We start from the raw sequence: 24,943 nt of genomic DNA on the forward strand, positions 1-24,943 counted from the left end.
TTATGAATTCATCGATCGAAACCGGGTTGAAACCGGCTATCCAGGAAAAGTTTGAGCACCTCTGGCATCTGGTTGGCAATACGCCAATGCTGGAATTATTTTATACCGATCAGGGGCAACCCCGTTCGTTGTATGTTAAGTGTGAACATTACAACCTGACGGGTAGCATGAAAGATCGAATGGCTTTGCATGTTCTGCATCAGGCCTACCGACAGGGTCACATAAAACCGGGCGACCGCATTGTAGAAGCGACCAGCGGCAGTTCGGGTATTGCCTTTTCGGCGGTAGGACGTGCATTGGGCCATCCTGTAACGATCATTATGCCCGCAGGTATCAGTCAGGAGCGGATTGATATTATTCGGAGTCTGGGTGCTGATATTGTTCTGTTTACGAAAGAAGAGGGTGGTTTTATGGGTGCCATCCGACGGTCGGAAGAATTAGCCGCCAGCGATCCGCACGTTTTCCTGCCTCGTCAATTCGCTAATCAGTATAATGCCGAAGCGCACCGGCTGACTACGGGAAAGGAAATCTGGTTGCAGTTACAGGGTGTTGATATTACGCCGGATGCGTTTGTGGCCGGAGTTGGTACGGGCGGTACGGTAATGGGCGTTGGACGCTACCTTAAATCCCGGAAGCCTGATATTCGGATTCACCCACTCGAGCCCGCCGAATCGCCAACATTATCGGTAGGTTACAAAACAGGAACCCACCGGATTCAGGGTTTTTTCGATGAGTTTATTCCGGATATTTTGAAGCTGGATGAATTGGATCGGGTGGTGCAGGCCAGCGATGGCGATTCTATTCTGGTGGCTCAGAAACTGGCCTTACAACTGGGAGTAGCCGTCGGAATCTCATCGGGGGCTAACCTGATAGGAGCCATTAACCTCCAGCGTGAACTGGGCCCCGATGCCCGGGTCGTGACCATTCTGTGCGACAGCAACAAAAAATACCTGAGCACCGATCTGGTCAAGGAGGAGCCTGTAAAACCAGGTTATGTTGCTCCCGACATTATGTTTACCGATTATCGGCCCATCAGTCGCCTATTGGTAGGCCGACCTGGTGTTTTTTGACTAAGATAAGCCTTTCGCTGTGAAGCGTGCCACGGTTTGTCTGCTCATCATTAATAGCCGTGGCACGCGTCTGAGCGAAAGTCCTATAAGAATAAAGCCAGTCAAGATTCCTGAAAAGACAGGTTTCTACTTTTTTAAGCGTTCTGTTGGTAAATTATTTTTTCTCGATTAATGCCCTGAAACCGTCCAGATCAATATTTTGTCGAAACTGGCGCATTAATTCTCGTTTAGCCACCATGTCTGGCGCGTCTTCGTATCGCAACCACAATTGCACGAACTGAATGGCATGACGCGGTAATTTCGGATCAGAATACGCAAAATCATGGGTTACAAGTGGGTGACCGTTTTTGGCCTGTTCGTCGAATGTGCCCTGCTCACGCTCGTTAAGCAGCATACCCGTCGCATTCTCGATAATAGCCTGAGAGGACCGCTGGGCAGGTGTCATCGCGGCTAACATGGCTTCTAGTTCCTGATAGCGAATACGGTTTTTCTGGGCGGTTTTATCCCGGATTTTACGGCCATCTTCCACACTTCGCCGATTATCATCCTTGTATTTCTGACGCTCAGCCTCTGTTTTGAACGGGATTTTATCGGCATATGCCGTCGATTCTTTTAAGGACGCTTCAAGTTGTAGCGTTGTTTCGTCATTTTCCTTTATCCATTGCTGAAGTGTACGCTGTAGCGATCGAATAAACTCCTCCCGGCTGACTGGCCGAACAGGTAAGCGACCATCTGCGGTAATGACGATCGATTCGCGCGGGTTGGTCCGGTCATTACGTTGGGTGCTGTAGATCGGATACCCTTTAAGCTCACCCGTTTTATCAGGTAGGAAATAAATTTTCTGACCATTGGGTAGGGTGAACTCACTTCCGATCGAATCCATGAATCGCCAAAGCATATTGACGTAGCATTCGAGCCAGGTGCCGGTTTCACCCGAAAGCTCAACTTTACCTCTAAAACACCAGAAATGCTTATAATAGGTGACCACCGAGTAATGTAAAGGTGAACCCGTCGGCTCCAGCCTGTAATCATCCGGGGAACTATAAAAATTACGATAAGCCCGAGCTTCCAGGCCGCTGGGATTTGGGTAAGCATGCTGAAATAAATCCAGCAACTTTTCCTGACGCGCATAGATAGCGGGTAACGTCTGTTTCGGAAAGCCAGCACGTAGCTTCGTAGCGACAGTGGCCTGGCGTTTCCAGGACGTGGAAACTTGTTGAGCATAGTCGGGCGTACAATCGGATGGCTGTGCCATGGTAGCCACGGCCAGACCTAAGCCTAAAAAAGTGATAGGGAGTCGATGACGAAGTGTACGCATCCGAAATTTATCTTTTTTGAATGAGCGGTTCATGTGAGTTCACGCAAATTCTGAGATGCTAAACTTGGCATATCACCGATAGCGAGCTTCGATGAAGTTGCCAGACCGGCATAAAGGCTATCTAAATTGCAGTAGAATCGGTTTAAAATGAGTAAACCTCGCTCGGCTAAAAAGAAAAATCCTCGCCCATCAGAACAGGTGAGGATTTTTGCAGATAATCAGGTGCAAACCGTTATTTAATAGCAACAACGCGGCTGGGTGTTGTTGGTTGTTGAGTCGCCAGAGTCACGTTTTGCGTGGTTGTTTCCACGCCATTTGTAATTTCTACCTGATACACGCCGTCGGGCAGTTCGCTCAGGTTCAGGCGGGTCCGGTACTTGCTTTCATTTTTACCCAGGTGTTTGCTGTACACGACCGAACCATCCGAATTTTTCAGACGAACATCGACAGTACCACCCGTTTCTTTGTCGAGAGCAATGCTTAATTTTCCTGCCAGGGTCGTGTAAATACCCGATTTATATGAAGCTACTGTAGCAGGACGACCTGGTTTAGCTTCAGAAAACGAAGCGAATGAGGTAAGGATTCCCAGTGAAAGGGTCAAAAGCAGAGGTTTGATGAGCGTTTTCATGATTTATGTGTTTTTTGTTTCAGTTTAAAATCTAGCCGGGTTATTCCCGATTGGTGAAACAAAGATATAGGCACTAGCTGGTACTATGTAATGCAAACTACTGGAACGGTTTAGACGCTTGATGAGTGGTGGGAATGTGATGATGGCTGAACGAATGGGAAAGCAACGAGTGCATTTTTCGACGGTTTATCCGCTGAACGATCACCGAAAAAGACTCCTCAACTGGTTAAACTTTTGTTAAAAATGAGCCACTAAGGCGCTGATTCGTGTTAGGTATCTATCTGACGAGTCGTGACCCATCAACGAATCAACGGTATGGAAAGCACAAAAGCCACAACCCGACTGGAAGCATTTCGTGGAAAATGGAGTGATGAAGACGTAAAGCACTTGCTGAAACGGACAATGTTTGGGGCAAAACCCGATGACGTCGTGCACGTTCGTGCGCTCACACCGCGCAAGGCACTCAACGAACTCCTGGCCGACGAACCGGCTCCACCTCCGCCGATCAATAACTACAACGACGACAAGTTTACTGATGATGAGATTATGCCCGGCGAGACCTGGACAACATCCATCAACTACGATGGCATGAACAATGGTCGGCGTAGAAACTCATTTAAAGCCTGGTGGCTGGGATTGATGCTGAACCAGAGCCGGACGTTGCGCGAGAAAATGGTCGTATTCTGGCACAATCATTTCGCCACCGAGACAAACATGGTCGACAATGCGCTGATGTGTTACCGGCACAATGCGCTATTGCGTCAGCACGCGTTGGGCAACTTTAAAGAGCTGGTAAAAGCCATAACCAAAGATCCGGCCATGCTGAAATACCTGAACGGTACGGCCAGCAACAAAAAAGCACCAGACGAAAACTACGGTCGTGAGTTGCAGGAACTCTTTACGGTCGGAAAAGGGCCGGGTTCGCAGTATACCGAAGCCGACGTGATAGCCGCTGCTAAAGTGCTCACTGGCTTTCGAAACGATACCATTACGTTCGTCAGCCTTTTTGATCCGGGCCGACACGATAGTAGCGACAAAACGTTCTCCGAATTTTATCGGAACACAACCATAAAAGGACGGCGTGGACCTGATGGGGAACAGGAACTGGACGATCTGCTGACAATGATTTTTGTGCAGGACGAAGTGGCCCGGTTTATCTGCCGGAAACTCTACCGCTTTTTTGTTTATCACCAGATTGATGCCGATACCGAAGCGACTATCATTACGCCATTGGCCGACGTTTTTCGGACCAATAACTATGAAATTAAACCCGTATTGCGTGAACTGTTCGGCAGCCAGCACTTTTTTCAGGCCATGAATCGGGGCGCAATGATCAAAAGTCCGCTCGACTATACCGTGGGCCTATGCCGCGAGTTTGGGATTGCTTTTCCGGAGTCTACAGACTACGCCGATCAATACGGTTTGTGGTTAGCCGTTCAAAATCAGACGGCGGCCATGCAGCAGAATATTGGCGATCCGCCTAACGTGGCTGGTTGGCCTGCCTACTATCAGGAACCAATGTTCGACAAGCTCTGGGTAAACTCCGATACGCTGCCTAAGCGCAACGTGTTTACGGATGGCATGACCAACGGTGCTATTGGGCGTAATGGCAAAAAACTGACTATCGACGTACTGGCATTTACCCAAACACTGCCTAATCCCGCCGATCCGGCTGCGCTCATCGACGATGCTGTCCGGAGACTATATATGCTGGAACTGCCCGAAAAAGACAAACAGTACATTAAAACCAGCATTTTGTTGTCGGGTTTGCAGGATATGATGTCGGATCATTACTGGACGCAGGCCTGGCAAAACCTGACCGCCAAGCCCGATGATACCGTAAACAAAACCAACGTGACCCGCAAGCTGAAGAGCTTATACAAGTACCTGATGAATTTACCGCAGTATCAGTTAACCTAATGGTGAAAGAATGAATGAGCGAAAGAGTGAAAGAGTCAATGAGTGAAAGGGTAATTAAATCGAGGTAGCCATTCACTCTTTCGCTCATTCACCCTTTCACCATTCACTCATTCACCCTTTCGCTCATTACCTATGAAACGACGAGACTTCATAAAAAACACAGCGGTAGCCGGGGTTTTGTTGCCCCAGTTTCTGAACGGGTTTTCGATTAGGGCAATGGCCCAGACATCGCTGATGCCTGCCGCTGGTCATGATCAGATTAATGACCGTGTACTGGTGCTTATTCAGCTCAACGGCGGTAATGATGGATTGAATACGGTTATTCCTGTCGATCAGTATGGCGCGTATCAGGCGGCCCGGCCCAATATCGCCCTGCCACAAAACAAAGTTCTGAAACTCAATGGCGCCGACGCCATGGCTCTGCACCCTGCGCTTTCAGAAATTCAGCTGTTATTCAACGAGGGCAAAGCGGGCATTGTGCAGGCTGTAAGTTACCCTAAACCTAATTTCTCTCACTTTCGGGCTACCGACATCTGGATGACCGGCTCTGACTCCGATAAGGTATTGAATACGGGTTGGGCCGGGCGTTATCTGAACGACTCGTTCCCAGGTTTCCCGGATAAGTACCCCAATGAAACCATGCCCGATCCGCTGGCGATTCAGGTTGGTTCGGTAGTGGCGTCGGCTTTTCAGGGACCGGCCTTTACAATGGGACTGGCGATTAGTAATCCGGCTAATTTTTATAACCTCATCGAAGACAAAACCGATGCAACGAGCAATACCCGCTGGGGCGAACAGCTGGCGTATCTCGAAAAAGTGTCGCAGAAAACTGATCAATATGCCGGTGTGATTAAGAAAGCCGCGCTGAGCATAACCAGACAATCGGATAAATACCCCACGCCGGGCAAAAACCCGCTTGCCGATCAGTTGAAAATCGTTGCCCGACTGGTGGCGGGTGGGCTTCGGACAAAGGTGTATCTGGTGAGTACCGGCAGTTTCGATACGCATGCGAAACAAGCCGAACCTGATGATACGACTACGGGTACACACGCCCAATTGCTCCGCCGGGTATCCGAAGCAGTCGGAGCCTTTATGGACGACTTAAAAGGACTAAACGTAGCTGATCGGGTGATGGGTATGACGTTTTCCGAGTTTGGCCGCCGGATCAAATCCAACGCCAGTGGTGGCACTGATCATGGTGCGGCTGCGCCGGTTTTTTACTTCGGGAATGCGGTCAAGGTGGGCGTTATTGGAACGAATCCGCAACTGCCTACCACCGCAACGGTCAATGATAATGTGGCCATGCAGTATGATTTCCGTTCGGTCTACGCGACTGTATTGCAGCAGTGGCTCAACCTGCCACCGAATGAAGTGCAGCGGGTATTGATGGGGCAGTTTCCATTGCTGCCCATGGTATAAAAAGAGGCCGTTTCAGAAGTAGATGAAACGGCCTCCACTGATCGAGCGATACGTATTGTGTCTGTCTGACCGTTAGCGTTTATCCCACCATACTTTGCTCAAATACGAATCACCGTTGGCAAATCGAGCGACAGCGGCATCATAGTTGGTTTTATTAAGCAATGCTTCCTGTGTGGAATAGACCGACCGACGAGGAATTTGTCCATTTGTTGAACCCGGATTTGGGCCGGGAGCCAGTTTTGGATAGCCCATTCTCCGCCATTCGATAAAGGCTTCGTAGGACCGCCCGAACAGCTGAATCCATTTTTGGGTACCGATTTTTTCGAGTTTTTGTTCTTTCGTCAACCCCGTAAACGATAACTCGGTATAAGTGGCCGGGATGGTCGTTACATTATACGGAGCCATCGACATAGCTGCTCTTACGCCATCCTGATAGAACTTCTCGGCCTGATCGCTTGTCGCACCCCAGCCTTCAAGAGCGGCTTCGGCTTTGTAAAAACTCACGTCAGCAAAGGTAAACTGGGCACACGGAATGGCGGGCGAATAGGCTTTATTGAAAAACGTTGTCTGTGAAGCCGTTGAGTAATCATCCTTGATGATGGTTTTGAGCAACGCATCGGTCAGGGCTACGCCAATGCCTTTGTAGGCCGGTTTTCCGGCTTTTACGGAATTGACAGTCGGTTCAACCAGACGCGGCAATCGGGGGTCGCTGGTTGCAACCAACTGGTTCACAAATGTATCGGCCAGATATTTCAGGTCAGGACTTCCAGCCAGCCAATGGTTCAATACAGGGTGGACGTTAGCATTGGTCGCATCGTTGTAAGTTGGGATGACCGCATTATCGGCATTCGATTCCAGCAACGGCTGGCCCATTGCTTCGGTAACGGTTTTCTGAGCCAGGGTCGCATCTGCGTAGCGAATGCGCATTCCTAATCGAAGCTTCAGCGAGTTACCATATTTCTTCCATTTTGTCACATCACCTTTGTAGTAAAAATCGGCCGTGCCATAACTATCGTCAGCCGCGTTGAGCTGCGCAATAGCCGCGTCGAGACTGGTGATCAGTGATTTGTAAATAGATTCCTGCGTATCAAATGTGGGTTGGTTATTCACATTTTCGACACCCAACGCACTTTGCGAATAGGGTACGTCACCGAATAAATCGGTTAGCCGCTGCCAAATCGAGATCTCGACAATTCGGGCAATGGCTAGCTTGGTACGGCCTTTCGGATCGTTTTCCAGTCCTTTCAACAACTGATTTCTAATCTGGCTGATATTCCGCAGATAGACGTAATGACTCGCCCAGAGATCAGTATCGGCCTGCTGAACATAGCGCGAGCTTGAAATTAGTACTCCACCAGCCCATTGCTGTATCCAGGAACCAAATTGGTTGTTGGGGTATTCAAAACCTTCCGAAAAGGCAGCATCGCGCTGAACTTTCGACAGCACCAGCCCAGGGTCAATCGTTGTGACCGAGGTTGGTGGCGTATTTATTTTTTCAAAGTCATCCGTACAGGCCTGAGATAATAACAGAACTGCAGCTATATAAATGGGTGTCAGTATTTTTTTCATGGATGAATCAAGTTTGGCGTAAAGAATCGTATCGATTCAGGGGACGATTTACAGTTCACAGTTCAGACTAAAGCCAAAATACCGAAGTAGGGGCAAGGCTGTCGATTCAAGACCCAAGGAGGAATTGTTGACGTTGAAAGAAGAGGCTTCTGGCGCAAACCCATCTGTCTTACGCTGTAAATAGAACAGGTTCCGGCCATAGATCCCCGCCCGAATGCTGCGGAAGGGTGTTTTGTTGACCCACTTGGCTGGAATGCTGTAATTGAGCGTCATTTCCCGCAGCATCACATAACTGGCGTCATTGAGAAGCTCTTCTGATACAACATTGTCTTTATCGGGAGCCACAACGTTCCAGTAGTCCTGCGCGCGTACGGTCTTGGTATTAACCTGCCCGGTTCCGGTCCAGGTGCCATCGGCCGATTTCGAACCGACAACTCCTTCCGCCACATAACTTCCGTCGCGGCCCGGCAGCGTCTTCTTGATCGTTCCGTAAATCAATTCTTCGCGTAAACTTTGCGAGTATACTTTGCCGCCCTGACTGACGTCAATCAGTCCTGACAACATCAGGCCTTTGTAACGGAATACGTTGTTGAAACCACCAATCCATTTAGGTAACGCATTGCCCATTTCGTACAGGATTTTGGCGTTTGTTTTCACCGGAAGGCCCGTTGCTGGATCGATGATGCGGTTTCCTGATCCATCCCGAAGCCACTGGAAGCCATTGCCGAGAATCGTACCAAAAGGCTTGCCCGGTGTCGCAATAACCTGTACTCCCCGATCGCTACCCAGAATGTACGTCGAAACACCTTCTGCCAGCGAAACCACTTCGTTCCGATTGTGCGAATAGTTCAGTGTAGCATCCCATGAGAAACCCGATGCCGTTTTGACGGGTGTTCCATTGAGCGACAACTCAATACCGTGATTACGAATTTCGCCTGCATTGATCAAGCGGGATGTAAACGTACTCGACGGTGGTAAAGGCACATTCAGAATTTGATTCTTGGTTCCGGCATTGTAGTAGGCAAACGTCAGACCCAGGCGATTTTTAAACAAACGGGCTTCGACGCCAAATTCGGTCGATGTGGTCAGCTCGTTTTTCAGGTTTGGGTCGGGAATGGTCGACGCAAACGACGCAAGGGGAATACCGCCCTGAGTATATTGATCCAGTGAATAGTTTCCATTGAGCTGATACGGACTACCCGAACTGCCTGCCTGTGCCCAGGATGCTCTTACTTTCAGGAAACTTAGGGTAGGACTCTGTAAACGAAGTGCATCCGTCAGAATCAGGCTGCCGCTGATGGCGGGATAGAAGAACGAGTTGTTTTTTGGCGACAACGTCGACGACCAGTCATTACGGGCCGAGAAATCTATGAAGGCCATCTCCTTATACCCTACCGATCCTGATGCATACACCGAATTGATCGACGACTCGGTAAGGCCAAATACATACGAATTTGTCAGCGTATTATTGATAATGAACAGGTTCGGTGCGATAAATTCATTGCCCGTATTGCCGGTCGTACGGGAATAATAGCGTTGATGGTTAGCGCCAATGTTTAAACCTAATGAAAAATCCTCCGAAATTTTGGGTGTAAGAGACAACAAAACGTCGCTGTTATCTTCGCGGGTACGCGTAATTTCTTCCGTGATGTCGCCATTTTTGTTGGTTGTTACATAGGTACCTTTATCGCGATACCGGAAACGCTGATCGGTATAAAAATCCGTTCCGGTCCGGGCCGTCAGGCGAATCCAGTCGTTGAACTGATAACTGAGTTTAACCAGGCCAATAATACGACGACGATCGTCGGAATTGCGTGTACGTGTCATCGTCCAGTAAGGGTTGGCTGTCGATGAGTTGGTTGCATAGGTCTTTTCGAGACCAACAAAAGCGGTTGTGCCATACCCGAGTTGTTTAGCGATATCGGCAGCAGTCCAGGCTGAATTCGCCAGAATATCCATTGGCATACTTCTTGGCTGGCTGATGAAAATATAAGCTGGATTATCGGCGGCATCGGAAACCGTAGGTCGATTTACACCCGCCTGGGCAATGTAATTGACTTTAATATCAGCTTCCAGTTTCGACGTCACTTTGGCTACGGTGCGCAGGCTGATGTTATTACGGTTGAGGGTGTTGCTAGGCACATAACCATTAATGTTCGTATTGGAATAAGCCAGTCGATAGCTCACGGCATCATTTCCACCCTCCAGACTCAGGTTATTGACCATCTGTTTTTCTGTATTGAAAAACTTCTGAAAGGTATTCGGCTGCGGTGTGAGACTCAACACATTTCCCCACTGATCTTCATACTGCTGACCATCCATGCGAGGTCCCCAACTGGCTCGCGTGAAGCGATCGCGGCCACCGCTCATCTTGGGAATGCCCTGAACACCAGCCGCCTGAGCAGCAGCCCAGGTGTAAATTTTGCCATCGTTACCCCGGAAATTTGTGAAGGTGCCATCCAGCCCCTGTGCGTATTCGTCCTGAAAATCAGGTAATACCAGCGCATTGCCCAGCGAATAATCGATACCGTATTTAACACCAATGCCTTTTCGGTTTTTACCCGACTTGGTTGTAATCAGAACAACGCCGTTGCTACCCCGCTGACCGTACAAGGCAGCTGCATTGGGCCCTTTCAGCACAGAAATTGTTTCGATATCTTCTGGGTTGATATTGGAAATTCCGTCGCCATAGTCAATACCGCCTGTGCTGCCGGGGGCCTTTGGATTTTGATTGTCCATTGGAATCCCGTCAATGACATACAGCGGCTGGCTGTTTCCCACGAGTGAGTTAGCGCCCCGGATGATCACCCGCGACGAGCCGCCTGCGCCATTGGCCGAACGAGTTACCTGAACACCCGCCATTTTACCGGCAAGTGTAGTCGCTACATTGGCTTCTTTGGCCGTTGAAATATCCTGTCCATTTAATTCCTGGATTGAATACCCCAGTGAACGCTTGTCGCGCTTGATGCCGAGGGCTGTTACGACCACTTCACTCAATACGGCATTGTCTTCGGCAAGCGTTACCGAAAGTTCCGTTCGGTTGCCGACGGGCACTTCCTGCCTGACAAATCCAACACCCGAAAAAATGAGCGTTGCAGTAGGGTCTGCATTCACTGAAAATTTGCCGGTAACATCGGTAACCGTTCCACGAGTGGTTCCTTTTACGAGAACGTTTATTCCTACTAATGGCTCTTTTTTGGCATCCAGGACCGTTCCCTGAATAGCGGTCTGAGCCCACAAAAACCCGGAAATCAAAAAGGCTATCATACTCAGAGATAGCCTTTTTAGGGTAAATGAATGGAAATGTCTTTTCATATTTCTTAACAATTTGTTAATAATTTCTTAACACTAATTTAATATTGATATTTCCAAAGCTAACAAAATAATGAACACAGGCTAGTATCGACTTATAGATAACCATGTGTTTATGGGTGAAAAATCGGCTTTGCGTGGAAGATGCTGTATTGAGGGGGGACTTTCTAGCCAGATTACTGGTGGCCAAATACAGCACAATCAGCAAAACCAAATGCAATTGGCTGCTGACGCTTGGCGGGGCACTATAGTAGAAAGAGATAGCCTTGGCCTGATAGGGGAGCTAATTATAAACAGGGAAGCAATGGGAAATCGTATAACTCGTTATCCCAGCCACTGGTACATAACCAGCGCATCGGTAAAGCCCAATGTCTGGTGGTGAAAGGCTTTGGGCAATGTACCAATAACCTCAAAACCACACCGTTTCCAAAGTCTGATTGCTACTTCGTTCGTGCTGACAACGCTATTGAACTGCATGGCTCTAAAGCCTAATCGCCTGGCTTCGTCCAGCGAAAAGCGGCACATGGCTTCGGCGATTCCACGGCCACGGTAGTCCGGTTTTACCATATAACCCGCATTGGCTACGTGCGAACCTAAGTCGGGCTGATTGGCTTTGATGAAAAATGTGCCGACTATTTCGTTTTCCAGCTCACAAACGTATGCGTACTTCTGTGTGTCGAACCAGATAGCCAGCATTTTCTCCCGTGACGAATCAGGAGCGAAAACCCAGGTGTCACCTGTCTGAATAATGTTGCTGATGATGTCCCAAACTACATCCGCATCCTTTTCTTCAATCCGTCGGAAACGCATACGGCGCTATAGATTCTGAATGAATTGGACAAAAATCTTATCCGCTTGCTTACCGTGTCAACAGGCCCGCATCCAGCACAAACTGGGAACCGGTTATGTACCGTGCTCCGTCGGAAACCAGATAGAGAACCATAGCTGAAACGTCTTCGGGCTCTACCCAGGGTACAGGAAGTAGATTGCCCGCCGACCGTTCGGCAATCGCCTGCGTGGTGGTACCTTCGAGTTCGGCCAGGCCATCGTTCATGGGTGTATTGACGCCGGTTGGGTGGATCGAGTTGACCCGGATGTTATGTGGGGCCAGTTCAATGGCCCACGATTTGGTTAAGCCAACCAGGCCCCATTTTGAGGCTGCGTAATGGCTCAGTCGATTCATACCCCGTAGTCCGGCAATGGACGAATTATTGATGATGGCACCACTCTTTTGCCTGATCATGACCGGAATCACGTGCCTGGCTACCAGCCAGGCACCCTTCAGATTAATGTCGAGCATGGCGTCCCATTCTTCTTCGGGAAGTTCGTGCGCTAATCCGTAGGCACAGATGCCCGCATTATTGAAGAGAATATCGATTCGGCCAAAATCGACAACGGCTGCATCGACAGCCTGTTTTACTTCATCATTGCGTCGAACATCTCCCTGAACGGTCAGACACCCGACCCCCAGCGCTTCTACTTCGTGTTGCAACGATTCGAGCTCAGTTTTGGAGCCAAGCTTATAACCAGGATAGGCCAGGGGTTTGGCCAAATCGAAGGCAACAATATTGATTCCTTCTTTGGCTAAAGCAAGAGCTACGGCGCGGCCCTGACCATGAGCCGCGCCGGTAATGAACGCTACTTTTTTCTGTAAATCAGCCATTAGTTACGGTTGGTGTTGTTGGGTCAGGGGCAAATAAGGATACAGGTAATCGTCAATAGTTACGTCGAGTACATTGTTGAACACGTTTGTGGCAATCATCTGACCAGCAAAAGCAACCAGTACCACAATCTGCTGGTCGGTATACCGTTCGGCAATGGGTTCATAGAGTTCGTCAGGTACCTCTCCTTTATGCTGCGCAATAGCACTTCCGAAGTTGATTACGGCCTGCTCATGGTTACTCAGATGGAGGTCTTCGGGGCGTTCGCCGTTATCAATAATGATTCGCCGGAAAAATGTGGTGCACAGTGGGCAGTTCGAACCTTCCGAAATGGTGTGGGCAAACAGATAAGCCAGCCGGTCGCCGAGCGTTTTCTTCACTTCTTCATACAGCGGATACCATTGCATATAAATCTGAAATGATAGCAACGATCGGCCCAGCGTAGCCTTCATGTTCGTAATTCGACTACCTGGGTAATCGGTTACATGGGCATCGAAAGCCGTCTGTACGTCAGGTGTAACGTCGTCAGACGGAAGGGGTGTTATCCGGGGCATGGGGAATGGCTAGTTTATGATTTTGCTGCGTTTCAGAAGGGTGTAGACATAGCAACCGGCACAAATGCCTACCAGCGATTCAAGAGCCGCAAAAAGGGCTAGTGTAATGGTCAGAACGAGCGGGTTGCCACCCAGCAGATCTACTGTCAGAATAGAAGCCGCAAATACCATACCGACACCAGCTGCAAAGCGTTTTGGAGCCTGATCGATCGGGCGAACCGGAAAATGCAGCGCTTTTACCACGGTATCGCTGATCCGGGCAAAGGGGCTAAACTTGCCATAATCGAACGCCCGGAGTGCAAAATCAACCAGAAGTACAACCGGCAGCAGCCAGAAACTGGTAAACACATGGGTGATGGCAATCAACAGCACAAAGAAAGCAACCGTCCGCACTTTATTTTCATTGACTTTCACCCCATCTACCGGGCAATCCAGTTCCGATTGACTAAAGCCCGCCAGTTGGTTCTGGGGCTTCTGAATAGTTACGTTTTTCATTGATCGTTAAGTTTATAATTGACTAAGTCGTTGAGCGGCCTCCTGCAAAATCGCGTCTTCTTTGGCAAAGCAGAACCGCAGGATTCGGTAATCATTTTTCTGCTGATAAAAAACTGAAACGGGAATCGACGCTACGCCAATTTCCTTTGTAAGCCGCACGGCCAGATCGTAGTCGGGCTCGTCGGTGATATTGGTGTACGAAACCGTCTGAAAAAAACTGCCTTCTGCCGGTTTGAAGCTAAACCGTGACTGGCTCAGTCCGGCCAGAAACAGATCCCGCTTTCGTTGATAAAAATCCGGTAGTTGCCGATAGTGATCCGGATCGTTTAAATAATCGGCCAGCGCATACTGGATTGGCGTAACCGTACTGAATGTCAGGTACTGGTGGATTTTTCGAAATTCAGTCGTTAAGTCCTTCGGTGCCAGGCAGTAACCTATTTTCCAGCCAGTAATGTGGAATGTCTTTCCAAAGGAGCCAACTACAAACGTACGTTCCTGTAAGACCGGATGCGTCATCAGTGACAGGTGTGTTCGATGATCGAACAGAATATGTTCGTAGACCTCATCACTCACGATCCAGATGTCGCGATCCTGAATCAGATCGGCTAGTTGCTGAAGGTCATCCGTTGTCCAGACTCGTCCGGTAGGGTTATGGGGTGTATTGACTAAAATCAGCCGGGTTTTGTCGGTAATTTTCTGCCCTACCGCCTGCCAGTCGATTTGATAATCGGGTGGTGTCAGCGTTACATAGACCGGAATACCGCCATTCAGTTCAATAGCAGGAACGTAACTGTCGTAGGCGGGTTCGAAAACGATCACCTCATCGCCCGGCCGAACCACTGCCGTAATGGCCGCAAAAAGAGCTTCGGTAGCTCCCGACGTAACGGTTACTTCGGTGTCGGGGTCATAAGCAACCCGGTATTGATCGAACGCTTTCTGAGCCAGTGCTTCCCGCAGGGCAGGAACCCCTGTCATGGGCGCGTATTGATTAAATCCCTTTCGCAGATAGTGCTCAACCAGCGACACCAGTTCGGGCGAACAATCGAATCCCGGAAATCCCTGCGAGAGATTGATGGCCCCGGTTTCGGCTGCCAGCTTCGACATGACCGTAAAAATGGTGGTGCCAACATGGGGTAGTTTCGATTGGAGGCCAGTGCCTAATGTCGTATTCATGAAAGTTGTGTTTAAAACGTGTTACGGCAGAAGTTCTTGCAGCGACAGTTGAATCGTATGCAGATAGGGTTCTAATTCATCGATACTGTCCAGCACGCGTAATAGCATAACATCATATTGTCGCTGACAGATCCACATTTCCACAAAAAGAGCATCAACGGCGTAGAGGTGAATCCAATAGCCCGGAATTCGCCGGATCTGCAGTGATTTCCCCTGCCGCCAAACCGTGTCCAACTGGCCCTGATAAGTCAGGTCCTGGAAATGAGCCGCTCTGTTCTGATTTCGGTCGCTTTGCATACGATAACTAATCCATCAATGATCTCCGTAACGTTTTTCTCCGGCCGTAACGGCCAACGCCAGCTTGTTCTGTTTCGGTGGCAGCGGACAGGTGGCGTAGGGAGTAAAGGCGCAGGGTGGGTTTATGGCCTGATTGAAGTCGAGGATCGTGGTGCCATCGGCCCCCGGCTTGTCAGCGTACAGGAACCGCCCCGACCCGTAGGTTTCGTGGGTGTTGGTGGCGTCACCAAACAGGATAAATAACTTTTGTCCTTCACCAACCGCATCGAGCCGGTAGGTTTTGCCTGCCCGTTCGAAGACAAGCGTACCTACTAACGGTTGCTGGGATGTCAGGCCCAGTACGTCAAGAATCGGAATGGTTTTTGGAGTCGATGGGGTTTCCACCCGCGCTTTAACCTGCCAGCTTTCGTCGACCGGGAAACGCTCGACACCGTGAAATTCGCTTACATAAGGGCTATCGAGATCGCGTAAGCGAATGCCATATTGATTGCCTCGTTTAATGATAAACCATCGCAGCGAGCCATGAGCCAGGGTTAGGGGCTTTTGATTTGGACCAAAAATGACGGTAGATTCAGTTAGGGGCTGCTCATTGGCCGATACGGTTGCTCCCTTGTGCGGAACAAAGCGAACGTCTCCTTTTTCCAGATAAAGCTGGCCCAGATCGGCCGGTGCGTCGGCCACCGGAAAGGCTATATCAAAATCAGAACCCCGACCAAGTGAGTTTTTACCCTCTTTCAGCCAGAATAGCCCGGCCAGATTGAGCCAGCCATTTTCGCTCTTCAACGAAACAACGCGTTTCTGGTGCCATTGATCGATTTTTTCCCGATAAGCCGGATCGTCGGTGATGCGAAACCCGGATACTACAAGAGTCATCAGCAGGCAGAGGGCCATAAACCAGCGTGAGTACACCGTCAAAGACGGTGATTTTCGGGCTGCCTTATTGCCCCGGAACGCCATTTGGTTGTTTTCGAGTTTGTGTCTCATAAAATTCAGGCTGTAGTCAGTAATGAAGGTATTCGGCTGGATAGTAAGTGGTTACCCCACCGTTCCATACACGAGCCGGAAATAACGTTTTTGGATCAATGAGAAATAAGCCCAGAGCGACAGCCCACCGATATAGGCCAGAATGACCAGCATCGGATAGCCCAGCGTCAGGTATAAACCAAGCCAGAGCACGATCAACCGGCCAATTTCAGGGTACAGTACCCATTGCCGTTGTTCAAGCAGTGCTCCACAATTAATTACTGTCAGCAAAATAAAGAGGGTGGTTAGAACCTTTACGGGTACAGACACGTAGCCGTCAAACAGCAGGTAGGTAAATAAGATCAACAGGATACCCGTAAGTTGCCCAACGACATAGCCCCGAAATCGTCGGCTCGTTGCTCGTACGGATGAGCGCAACAACAGCTGATTTTCTAATCCCTCGCGAATCGTCGGGTCAACGGCATCCGGTTTGTCGAAGAGAAGCTTGATTTTAGCCCGGAACCCCGGTGTTCGGCGGGCATGCTCAACTAACTCAAGCAGAAAATGAAAATGCTGCCACAGAAAGCTATGGCTGTCGAGCTGTTTGGTTAAGCCATAAACGGGTTCTTCCTGCTCTTCGGCAAAGGTGCCAAACAGCTTGTCCCAGAAAATAAAGACGTCACCATAGTTCTTGTCCAGGTAGTCGGGATTGCTCGCGTGGTGAACGCGGTGGTGTGAAGGTGTCACGAAGACATGCTCGAGCCAGCCCAGTTTGCCTATTGTGCGGGTGTGAATAAAAAACGGATAGAGTCCGTGAACCAGCAGCATGGTCGTAATCATTTCGGCGGGAAAACCGATGACCGGCAAAATCGACCAGAAACCTGTGCGTACCACGGCCTGAAAGACCGTAATGCGGGCCGAAACAGTGTAATTGAAATCTTCGCTCTGATGATGCACTACATGAACGGCCCAGAACACATTAATCTCATGGGCCAGCCGATGATACCAGTACCAGACAAAATCGGTGGCGATGAGCAAGGCTATCCAAGTCCAGGCATTGGTTTTAATGTCGAACAGGGCATAATGTTGATGTAAATAATTATACACGAAATAAAACGCGCCAACCGTAAAACTATCGATAAGCCGTTCGGCGATGCCCACGTTCAGGTTGGCAACCGAATTGTTGAATGTAAAGTACTTTTTCTTCTGCCGTTTGGCAACGAGATATTCCACCCCCATAAAAAACAGGAACAAGGGAACGGCAAAGGCAATCCAGTTAATCTGCATAGGTATTCGCTACTACTTATTTATAAAATTGTCGCCAAAGAGACCGTTCGCTTTGGCGACACCATGCTAATTCTCTTCCTGCCCGTTCGACAATTGGGTAGCCGGAACCGTCAGATGCTGACCAAACAACAGCGCGTTCAGGAACAATTTCGAGGTGCCATGCCAGTAACTGCGGAAATTCGGATTATCGGCGAACAGTACGATCCGCCCGGCTCCTTCCGGACTCACAACCACAGCCGCGGAATTGCTGATTTTCTTTAGATTTTCTTTTGAAACAAACCCGCTCACATAGGGCGACGCCGTGTATTTTACCACCGTGCCATAGGGACTGCTACTTGGTTTGAGAATGGTCGTTCCGTTGCGGAACACAAAGATTTTGCGATCCGTAAAACCGAATCCAAGTGGGTTCGTAATATCCAGATCGGCCGTATAAATCGAGCCAGCCACGGCACGAGGCCCTTCTTTGGCCGCAATGTTGACAAAGTCAATTCGATCGTTCGGGCGGGTTGCTGCCGATTTGCCCGTATCTGCCTTCGCAACGGCAGCCGGAGCCAGTAGATTTTCTTTAACCAGACCCTGTTTGATGGCCCATTCAGACGCGTTTTTGAGGGTGATCAGGGTGCCGCCCTCTTCAACCCAGTTTTTCAGTCGGGCAACAACCGCTTTGTCGAGCGATGCGTACTGACCGCCCACCAGAATCACAGTGTTGTAACGGCTCCAATTCGCCCGTCCGGCGTTACTGATCTCGATCTTTGAGAGTGGTAGCTTCAGGTGTTCGCTCAGCAAAAACCAGACTTCACCTGCTTCGGATGGGTTAACGCCCTGGCCAACCAGCAAAGCAGCTTCGGGCTTTTTCAGCGTACGGATGTTGTTACTGCCCAGGTCGATGCCCCCCGCATTGAATCCCGTTGAAACACCCGTAAAGGTTACGCCAGCCTGTTTACTGATAGCGTTGACGACCTTGTAGAGCGAATCGGCACTGATAGACTGAGCGGCTACCGGGATCACGATGGAACCGTATCCGAAATCACGATTTGGGTCATCCTTGACGGGATTAATGCTTTGCGGTCCTGAACTGGAACGAGCCACTGTATTCACCTGGAATGGCTTCAGCGCTACTTTGGCCTGAACGCCTGCCAGTTGTAAAGAAGATAGTGCCGTCGACGCGTGATAGTCGGACCAGTTCAGCACATAAGCGTAGGTCGATGGGCCGTTCAGAATACCTCCTGCCAATGGCTTGGCCACCGAAATCGGATTGCCTTTCACCAGAGCCGCGTCTTTCAATTTGGCGTATGGAAGTCCATAACCATGCACGAGCGACCAACCGGTTACGTCGTAAAAAACACTATCGTGGAAGGCTGTCACTTCCTCAAAAAGCGAATGAACAATTCGGTAATTGGGCTGTGCCGTCGGAACGACATAGGCTTTCCCCGGCGTAAAGGTCTTGCTCTCAACGGTAGTGCGCTGGGGTAGCTCATACACCTGAATGTGGTGTTGCAGGAGTGTTTCCAGGAAGCGATTGGTCAGATTATCGTCGTTACTACTGCCAAATACGTAGGCTTTGGTTGGAAATTTCTGCGCTTCGGTCAGGGCAGATGCGAAGAACTCTTTCTGGTGTTTCAGGTAAACGTCTTTTTCCTCAACGGCTCCTTTTATGGCTGCTAAACCGGTTGCTACATGGTTACGAATCGTGAACGGGAATGTCACGACGCCGTTGGTGCCCTCCTGTGCCAGTCCACGTGAGCTACCCACTTCAAAGGTTACGCCCACGCCCCCGGTAAAATCAGGATAGGTAGAACCATAAATGGGAGAGAGGTTATCGAACTGCTCTTTGGTCCAGTAAAACGTGCCGAGATTATCCAGGGCTTTGGCAAAATATTTCGCCAGTTTCACATTCAGCACATCGTAGGTAGCGCGTGGAATCAGGTCATTTTCGGTGCTGTAAGGCTTCGATGGTTCAAAATAATAGGTACTATTGGTGCCCATCTCGTGAAAATCGATCATCACGTTTGGGTACCAGTCATGGTGAAACTTCATCCGGTTGCGACTCTCGATGTGAGCCAGTGGAAGCCAGTCGCGATTGAGGTCGTTGAGGTAGTGGTTAAAACGTCCACCGGGCCAGAGCTCGTTGTGTTCGCGGTCGAGCGGATCAGTAACCGGCGGGAATGATTTATGCTGATTGAACCATTGCACGGCACGGTCGCGACCATCGGGGTTTTCGGCTGGATCAAGTGTTAAAACAGCTTCATTGAGCCATCGGCCTGTTTCGGCGTCGGTCGAAGCTGTCAGGTAGTAAGCTGTCAATAGGGCCGCTTCGCTGCTGGAATTTTCATTGCCATGAACTGTGTAGGCCAGATGAACAACAACCGGTAATTTACTGTAGTCTGGTGCCGGAATTTTTGGATCAGCCAGTTGCAGATGGTCTTTACGTATCTGCTCCAGATTTTTCTGATTAGCAACTGATGTAAAGAACGCGATCACCTGAGGACGTTCTTCATAAGTTTTGCCAATGTTGATCAGACTTACCTTGTCGGATAGCCGATCGAGCTCTTTAAGATAAGCCACGATTTGATCGTATCGTGTGTAGTGAGTACCAATCGGGTAGCCCAGAAACTGCTCAGGGGTTGGAATCGTAGGGTCGAAGGTGGGTTTGTATCCAGAAAAATAGTACCTATTCTGAGCGAGTAGGGGTGGAGAAAGGGCTATAAATAATATAGTCGATAGGAGTAGTAGATTTAGTTTGTGCATGATGGTCGTTTTTTTACAAACTTATAGGTTTTTCGATATGAAAAAATAGATCATCTCCTTTTTTTGACGCTATTGTTCTGATTTACCGGTCGATAGGATTTTGGGAAGTAAGATATTGCACATTAGGTTGACTAGGGATGGCGCTTATATCAGGCAGCAGGCTATTGCCGGATGGCCCGATTTTAGTGCTTTATGTCAAAGCCAGTTAGTCAGTTTCTTTAAAGCATTAGAGGAATTAATTCAAATTACGTGATTGATTCGGAACTTGATCGACCCACTAACACTGTTACTTTACCAGTATTAAGTTGATTTTGCTAATTGCCTGACCTGAATTCTTCAGAAAGGGTTTACTCAATATTGGATATTATGCGAATTTTGATCGTTGAAGATGAAGGGGAAGTCGCAGCGCTCATCAAAACGGGTTTAGAGGATTATGGCTTCGAGGCAACAATAGCGGGCGATGCTATGGAAGCTCAACAAAGGCTGGCGGAACGGGACTTTGATATTGTCATTCTTGATGTGAATTTACCCATCATCAGCGGATTTGATCTGTGTCGGATGATTCGGAACCGCTTTGAAACCTTGCCAATTCTGATGCTGACCGCGTTTGGGAGTACCACAAGCAAACTGGATGGATTCGATGCTGGTGCGGATGACTATCTCGTAAAACCGTTTGAATTTCGCGAACTCGTTGCCCGGTTGCGCGCACTGACCCGGCGAAATTCTGTCCAGTCGACCGACTTGCCGGTTCTTAAAATTGCGGATCTGGAACTGAACCAGCAGAGTAAAACGGTAAAACGTGGAAATCAGAAAATAATGCTGACAGCCAGAGAATTGGCCTTGCTTGAGTTTTTTCTGAAAAACCAGAATCGTGCCCTGACCCGAAACGAAATAATTGAGCATGTCTGGGACATTAATTTCGATACAGGCACCAACGTCGTGGATGTGTACGTCAATTATTTACGCAAGAAAATAGACAAGGATTTTCCGCTCAAGCTAATCCATACCCTAAGTGGTATTGGGTACATTATGCAGGCCACCGACGACTAACTCATGAAAATAAGGACTCGCCTATCGTTTACGTTTGTCGGAATTGTTGCGGCTATTCTACTGCTGTTTTCGTTTGTGGTCTATGCCACAGCCGAGTATTTCCGGCAGCGTGACTTTTACCTGCGACTGAGCGATAAAGCAAGAACAACGGCCCGGTTGCTCCTTGATGAAGATGAGATTACGACGCGTCTGCTACGGATCATCGAGCAAAATAATTTAACCGCTCTCCCCGAAGAGCAGATCAATATTTATGATCGGAGCAACCGAATGCTGTATGCCACTCGGGATAGCGCAATCGTAAAGCCTGAGATTCTGGATCTTATTCGGAAAAAGAAAGAAGTTTTCTTTCGCCATCATGGAAAAGAAATCGTCGGTTTCATTCACCAGCATAACACACAGGAATATATCCTGATCGCATCAGCCTATGACCAGTATGGTCTGGAGGAAATGCAACACCTGGGAACCATCATGGGCGTGGGGTTGCTATGCAGTCTGGCTCTGATGGGGGCAGTGGGCTGGGCCTATGCCGGACGTTCTTTAAGGCCTATTTCCGACGTAATTCGGCAGGTAGACCGGATTACCGCGTCCAATCTGAACCAACGGGTCAATGCAGGCAATGATCATGACGAATTAGCCCAGCTCGCGCATACCTTCAACCTGATGCTCGACCGGGTACAGGAAGCTTTTGAGATGCAGCGCAATTTTGTTTCCAATGCATCGCATGAGCTGCGTACACCCCTGACGATCATAACGGGCCAGATTGAAGTAACGCTGATAAAACGGCGTACGGTCGAAGAGCACGAAGCTAAATGGAAAGCGGTACTGGAGGTAATTCAGCGCATGAACAAACTAACGAATAACCTACTGGATCTGACCCTGGTAAGTCTGGAAGCTACACCGTTGAAATTCAGTGAGGTATCGATTGATGAAGTTATTTTTCAGGCTTCCCAGATGCTGATGAATCGTCAGCCTGATTATTCGGTTGTGTTCTCATTTGATGGGCAGATCGAAACAATTCAGCCCTCACTAACCATTGAGGGCAACAAATCACTCCTGTATTCGGCCTTTTTCAATCTGATGGAAAATGGCTGTAAGTTTTCCGAAAACAAGCGGGTAGAGGTCATCCTGGGTGCTACTGAACGCTGGGTTACGGTTCAGTTTAAAGATGAAGGAATCGGCATTCTGGAAACCGACATCAAAAGCATCTACGAACCCTTTTTTCGGGCCGAGAACGTCAAACGCATTCACGGACACGGCGTTGGCCTTCCGCTCACCTATCGAATTATTCAGCTTCACCACGGCCAGATCAGGGTTTCGTCACAGATAAATCGCGGAACAACCTTCACCATTCAACTGCCCAAAAAGCTCTAATCGATTTCTAATCGGTTTCTAATTGGTTTCTCATCACCTTCTAACTGATCCCTAATGACAGCAGTTATTGGCTGGTCTATCTTTGTTGCGCAAAATTTTTAGTACACTCATTAACCGCCTTGAGCTATGTACGACAACGTTAACAGAAAGACCGGAAAGCTGATCAACTGGATTACCGTTTGGGGGTTCATCATTGCCTGCATTGCCTTTAACAAGTACGTCGATTATCGACACCAACGGCAGGAGTTTCGTGCACAGTATAACGCCGAAAGCCGGCGGGCCGACTCCCTTCTCGTCGAGAAGAAACGCCTGGAACAGCGCCTGCGCGAGCTGGAGAATACAGCGAATCAGGGCGTGTCGGTGATTCGGCAAGGAAATAATCAACAAAAAGTAGCCGTGGCTAATGCGTTGTGAAATGCAACCAGCCGCAGGAACATAAATCTCAACGGAACCTGATGGAAACCCTAAAAAAAAATACACACCTGGGAATTGATTTAAGTAACGTGCAGGGCGACATTCGGGGAGGAGCGATTTCATTCCTGGTAGCCGTGCCTTTATGTCTCGGTATTGCTCTGGCATCGGGTGCTCCATTATTCGCCGGTATCATTGCCGGAATTGTAGGCGGTTTGGTTGTGGGGGCCGTTAGCCGTTCGTCGCTGAGTATTTCGGGACCCGAAGCCGGGTTGATCATCGTAACCCTGGGCGCTATTCAGTCGCTGGGGTCATTTCCTGCTTTTTTGCTGGCTACCTGCCTGGCGGGAATTATTCAGATTGGATTGGGCTTCGCCAGAGCGGGCATGATCAGTAATTTTTTTCCGTCGTCGGTCATCAAAGGAATGCTGGCCGGTATTGGTATTATTCTGATTATAAAGCAATTGCCGCACCTTGTTGGCTATGATGCCGATGCTGCTGAAGGATTTGCGTTGTTTCAGCCCGGTGGTTTCAACATCATCGAGCAATTGCATATGGCGCTTGGTCAGTTTCGTGGGGTGGCTATTCTGATTTCGGTGATTTCCCTGTTTATCTTTTATCTGTGGGAGCAACCAGCCTTCAAACAACATCGAGTTACCCGAAACATACCCGCAGCACTGGTTGTGGTTGTGCTGGGTATCTGTACAAACGAACTTGTTCGGATGATCAATCCGCAATGGGCCTTACAGGGAAATCACCTGGTGCAACTGCCAGTACCGGAAAATGCCGCCGAATTTCTGAACTTATTTACCTTCCCCGATTTTTCGCAGTGGAACAACCCGCTGGTGTATACATCGGCGATTGCGATCGCACTGGTGGCTAGCCTGGAGGCTTTGCTGGCTATCGAAGCCTCGGATGAACTCGATCCGCTAAAACGCAAAACGCCTACGAACCATGAATTGAAAGCGCAGGGCATCGGCAATCTGGTGAGTGGCTTGATTGGGGGAATACCGCTCACATCGGTTATTGTTCGGAGTTCGGTAAGCATCAATGCGGGTGCTCGTACCAAGCTGGCTGCGCTGATCCATGGCACCCTGCTTCTGGTGTGTGTAGTCACGCTCCCTACCTTACTGAATAAGATGCCGTGGGCGTCTCTGGCGGCTATTTTGCTGGTAACGGGCTATAAACTAGCCCGAATAGAGATCGTTAAGGCTGTTTTTGCCGAAGGGGTTTCGAAGTTTATTCCGTTTGTCGTCACGGTAATGGCTATTTTACTAACTGACCTGCTGAGTGGTATTGCGATCGGAATGGTGACGGGCATCTTTTTCATCCTTCGCGATCATTACCTGAATGCGCACCGTATTCGCACCGACTGGGATAGTGGGGAAGATCGAACTCGCATCTACGTCAAACTTGGTGATCACGTGTCGTTTCTCAGTAAAGCCCGTCTGTTGAAAATGCTGAAGAATGTACCGGCTAACTCAATTCTCGAAATTGATGGAACAGCCTCTTCTTATATCGACAGTGATGTTGTGACGGCTATCCGAAATTTTGGCGCCGTAGCCCGCCAACGGAATATCCAGCTTATTTTCCTGGAGAATACAACGAAGGAGTTTCAACCTAATTACGCTCGTTCAGAATTGAAAATGGAAGTGTTTGAGTGAAAGAAGTAAGTGAGTTGGCAGTCGGGGTTGACC

At 49.1% G+C, this 24,943-nt stretch carries 20 protein-coding genes; 7 read left to right on the forward strand and 13 right to left on the reverse strand.

What is annotated here, in order from left to right; translation table 11 throughout:
- The first annotated feature begins 2 nt into the window (after window positions 1-2).
- Window positions 3-1,070, forward strand: a complete 1,068-nt coding sequence (locus G8759_RS09395; protein ID WP_167207304.1) for a PLP-dependent cysteine synthase family protein — start codon at window positions 3-5, stop codon at window positions 1,068-1,070.
- A 154-nt stretch (window positions 1,071-1,224) separates the two neighbouring features.
- On the opposite strand, the gene G8759_RS09400 is transcribed toward G8759_RS09395, so the two are convergent.
- The gene (locus G8759_RS09400; protein ID WP_167207306.1) at window positions 1,225-2,421 is read right to left on the reverse strand and encodes a hypothetical protein; all 1,197 of its coding nucleotides are present in this window, start codon (window positions 2,419-2,421) and stop codon (window positions 1,225-1,227) included.
- A 199-nt stretch (window positions 2,422-2,620) separates the two neighbouring features.
- The gene (locus G8759_RS09405; RefSeq protein WP_162384809.1) at window positions 2,621-3,016 is read right to left on the reverse strand and encodes a T9SS type A sorting domain-containing protein; all 396 of its coding nucleotides are present in this window, start codon (window positions 3,014-3,016) and stop codon (window positions 2,621-2,623) included.
- A 315-nt stretch (window positions 3,017-3,331) separates the two neighbouring features.
- Between G8759_RS09405 and G8759_RS09410 the strand changes: the two genes are divergently transcribed.
- Window positions 3,332-4,936 (forward strand): DUF1800 domain-containing protein, encoded by a 1,605-nt coding sequence (locus tag G8759_RS09410; protein WP_167207308.1) that lies wholly within the window; start codon window positions 3,332-3,334, stop codon window positions 4,934-4,936.
- Window positions 4,937-5,068: 132 nt separating this feature from the next.
- Window positions 5,069-6,355, forward strand: coding sequence for a DUF1501 domain-containing protein (locus G8759_RS09415; protein ID WP_167207310.1), 1,287 nt, complete (start codon window positions 5,069-5,071; stop codon window positions 6,353-6,355).
- 72 nt (window positions 6,356-6,427) lie between these two features.
- Here the strand turns inward: G8759_RS09415 and G8759_RS09420 are convergent, their stop codons facing one another.
- From G8759_RS09420 to G8759_RS09470, 11 genes are all read right to left on the reverse strand, one after another.
- Complete coding sequence (locus G8759_RS09420; protein ID WP_167207312.1) at window positions 6,428-7,924, reverse strand: SusD/RagB family nutrient-binding outer membrane lipoprotein; 1,497 nt, start codon at window positions 7,922-7,924, stop codon at window positions 6,428-6,430.
- A 48-nt stretch (window positions 7,925-7,972) separates the two neighbouring features.
- Window positions 7,973-11,191: a SusC/RagA family TonB-linked outer membrane protein gene (locus tag G8759_RS09425; RefSeq protein ID WP_232074189.1), complete on the reverse strand. Its 3,219-nt coding sequence runs from the start codon at window positions 11,189-11,191 to the stop codon at window positions 7,973-7,975.
- A 369-nt stretch (window positions 11,192-11,560) separates the two neighbouring features.
- On the reverse strand, window positions 11,561-12,046 hold the full coding sequence (locus G8759_RS09430; protein WP_167207314.1) for a GNAT family N-acetyltransferase: 486 nt from the start codon (window positions 12,044-12,046) through the stop codon (window positions 11,561-11,563).
- 49 nt (window positions 12,047-12,095) lie between these two features.
- Entirely contained in the window at window positions 12,096-12,899 is an 804-nt protein-coding gene (locus G8759_RS09435) for a mycofactocin-coupled SDR family oxidoreductase (protein WP_167207316.1), read from the reverse strand.
- Between the two features lie 3 nt (window positions 12,900-12,902).
- The gene (locus tag G8759_RS09440; RefSeq protein WP_167207318.1) at window positions 12,903-13,451 is read right to left on the reverse strand and encodes a carboxymuconolactone decarboxylase family protein; all 549 of its coding nucleotides are present in this window, start codon (window positions 13,449-13,451) and stop codon (window positions 12,903-12,905) included.
- A gap of 9 nt (window positions 13,452-13,460) precedes the next feature.
- Entirely contained in the window at window positions 13,461-13,946 is a 486-nt protein-coding gene (locus G8759_RS09445) for a DUF4395 domain-containing protein (RefSeq protein ID WP_167207320.1), read from the reverse strand.
- A gap of 12 nt (window positions 13,947-13,958) precedes the next feature.
- Window positions 13,959-15,119, reverse strand: a complete 1,161-nt coding sequence (locus G8759_RS09450; RefSeq protein WP_167207322.1) for a methionine aminotransferase — start codon at window positions 15,117-15,119, stop codon at window positions 13,959-13,961.
- Window positions 15,120-15,140: 21 nt separating this feature from the next.
- Window positions 15,141-15,416, reverse strand: a complete 276-nt coding sequence (locus tag G8759_RS09455; RefSeq protein WP_167207324.1) for a hypothetical protein — start codon at window positions 15,414-15,416, stop codon at window positions 15,141-15,143.
- 15 nt (window positions 15,417-15,431) lie between these two features.
- Window positions 15,432-16,400 carry a DUF1684 domain-containing protein gene (locus tag G8759_RS09460; protein WP_232074190.1) on the reverse strand — a complete coding sequence of 323 codons (969 nt, stop codon included), beginning with the start codon at window positions 16,398-16,400 and terminating at the stop codon, window positions 15,432-15,434.
- A 51-nt stretch (window positions 16,401-16,451) separates the two neighbouring features.
- Window positions 16,452-17,666 carry a sterol desaturase family protein gene (locus G8759_RS09465; protein ID WP_167207326.1) on the reverse strand — a complete coding sequence of 405 codons (1,215 nt, stop codon included), beginning with the start codon at window positions 17,664-17,666 and terminating at the stop codon, window positions 16,452-16,454.
- A 66-nt stretch (window positions 17,667-17,732) separates the two neighbouring features.
- The gene (locus G8759_RS09470; RefSeq protein WP_167207328.1) at window positions 17,733-20,414 is read right to left on the reverse strand and encodes a M14 family zinc carboxypeptidase; all 2,682 of its coding nucleotides are present in this window, start codon (window positions 20,412-20,414) and stop codon (window positions 17,733-17,735) included.
- Between the two features lie 366 nt (window positions 20,415-20,780).
- On the opposite strand from G8759_RS09470, the gene G8759_RS09475 reads away from it, so the two are divergent.
- From G8759_RS09475 to G8759_RS09490, 4 genes are all read left to right on the forward strand, one after another.
- Window positions 20,781-21,464, forward strand: coding sequence for a response regulator transcription factor (locus G8759_RS09475; protein WP_167207330.1), 684 nt, complete (start codon window positions 20,781-20,783; stop codon window positions 21,462-21,464).
- A gap of 3 nt (window positions 21,465-21,467) precedes the next feature.
- On the forward strand, window positions 21,468-22,835 hold the full coding sequence (locus tag G8759_RS09480) for a HAMP domain-containing sensor histidine kinase (RefSeq protein ID WP_167207332.1): 1,368 nt from the start codon (window positions 21,468-21,470) through the stop codon (window positions 22,833-22,835).
- A 126-nt stretch (window positions 22,836-22,961) separates the two neighbouring features.
- A complete protein-coding gene (locus G8759_RS09485; protein WP_167207334.1) occupies window positions 22,962-23,249 on the forward strand; it encodes a hypothetical protein in 288 nt (95 codons plus the stop codon).
- A 41-nt stretch (window positions 23,250-23,290) separates the two neighbouring features.
- Entirely contained in the window at window positions 23,291-24,910 is a 1,620-nt protein-coding gene (locus tag G8759_RS09490) for a SulP family inorganic anion transporter (RefSeq protein ID WP_167207336.1), read from the forward strand.
- Window positions 24,911-24,943 lie beyond the last annotated feature (33 nt).

It is taken from the genome of Spirosoma aureum (assembly GCF_011604685.1).
In the GTDB taxonomy this organism is placed as follows: Bacteria; Bacteroidota; Bacteroidia; order Cytophagales; family Spirosomataceae; genus Spirosoma; species Spirosoma aureum.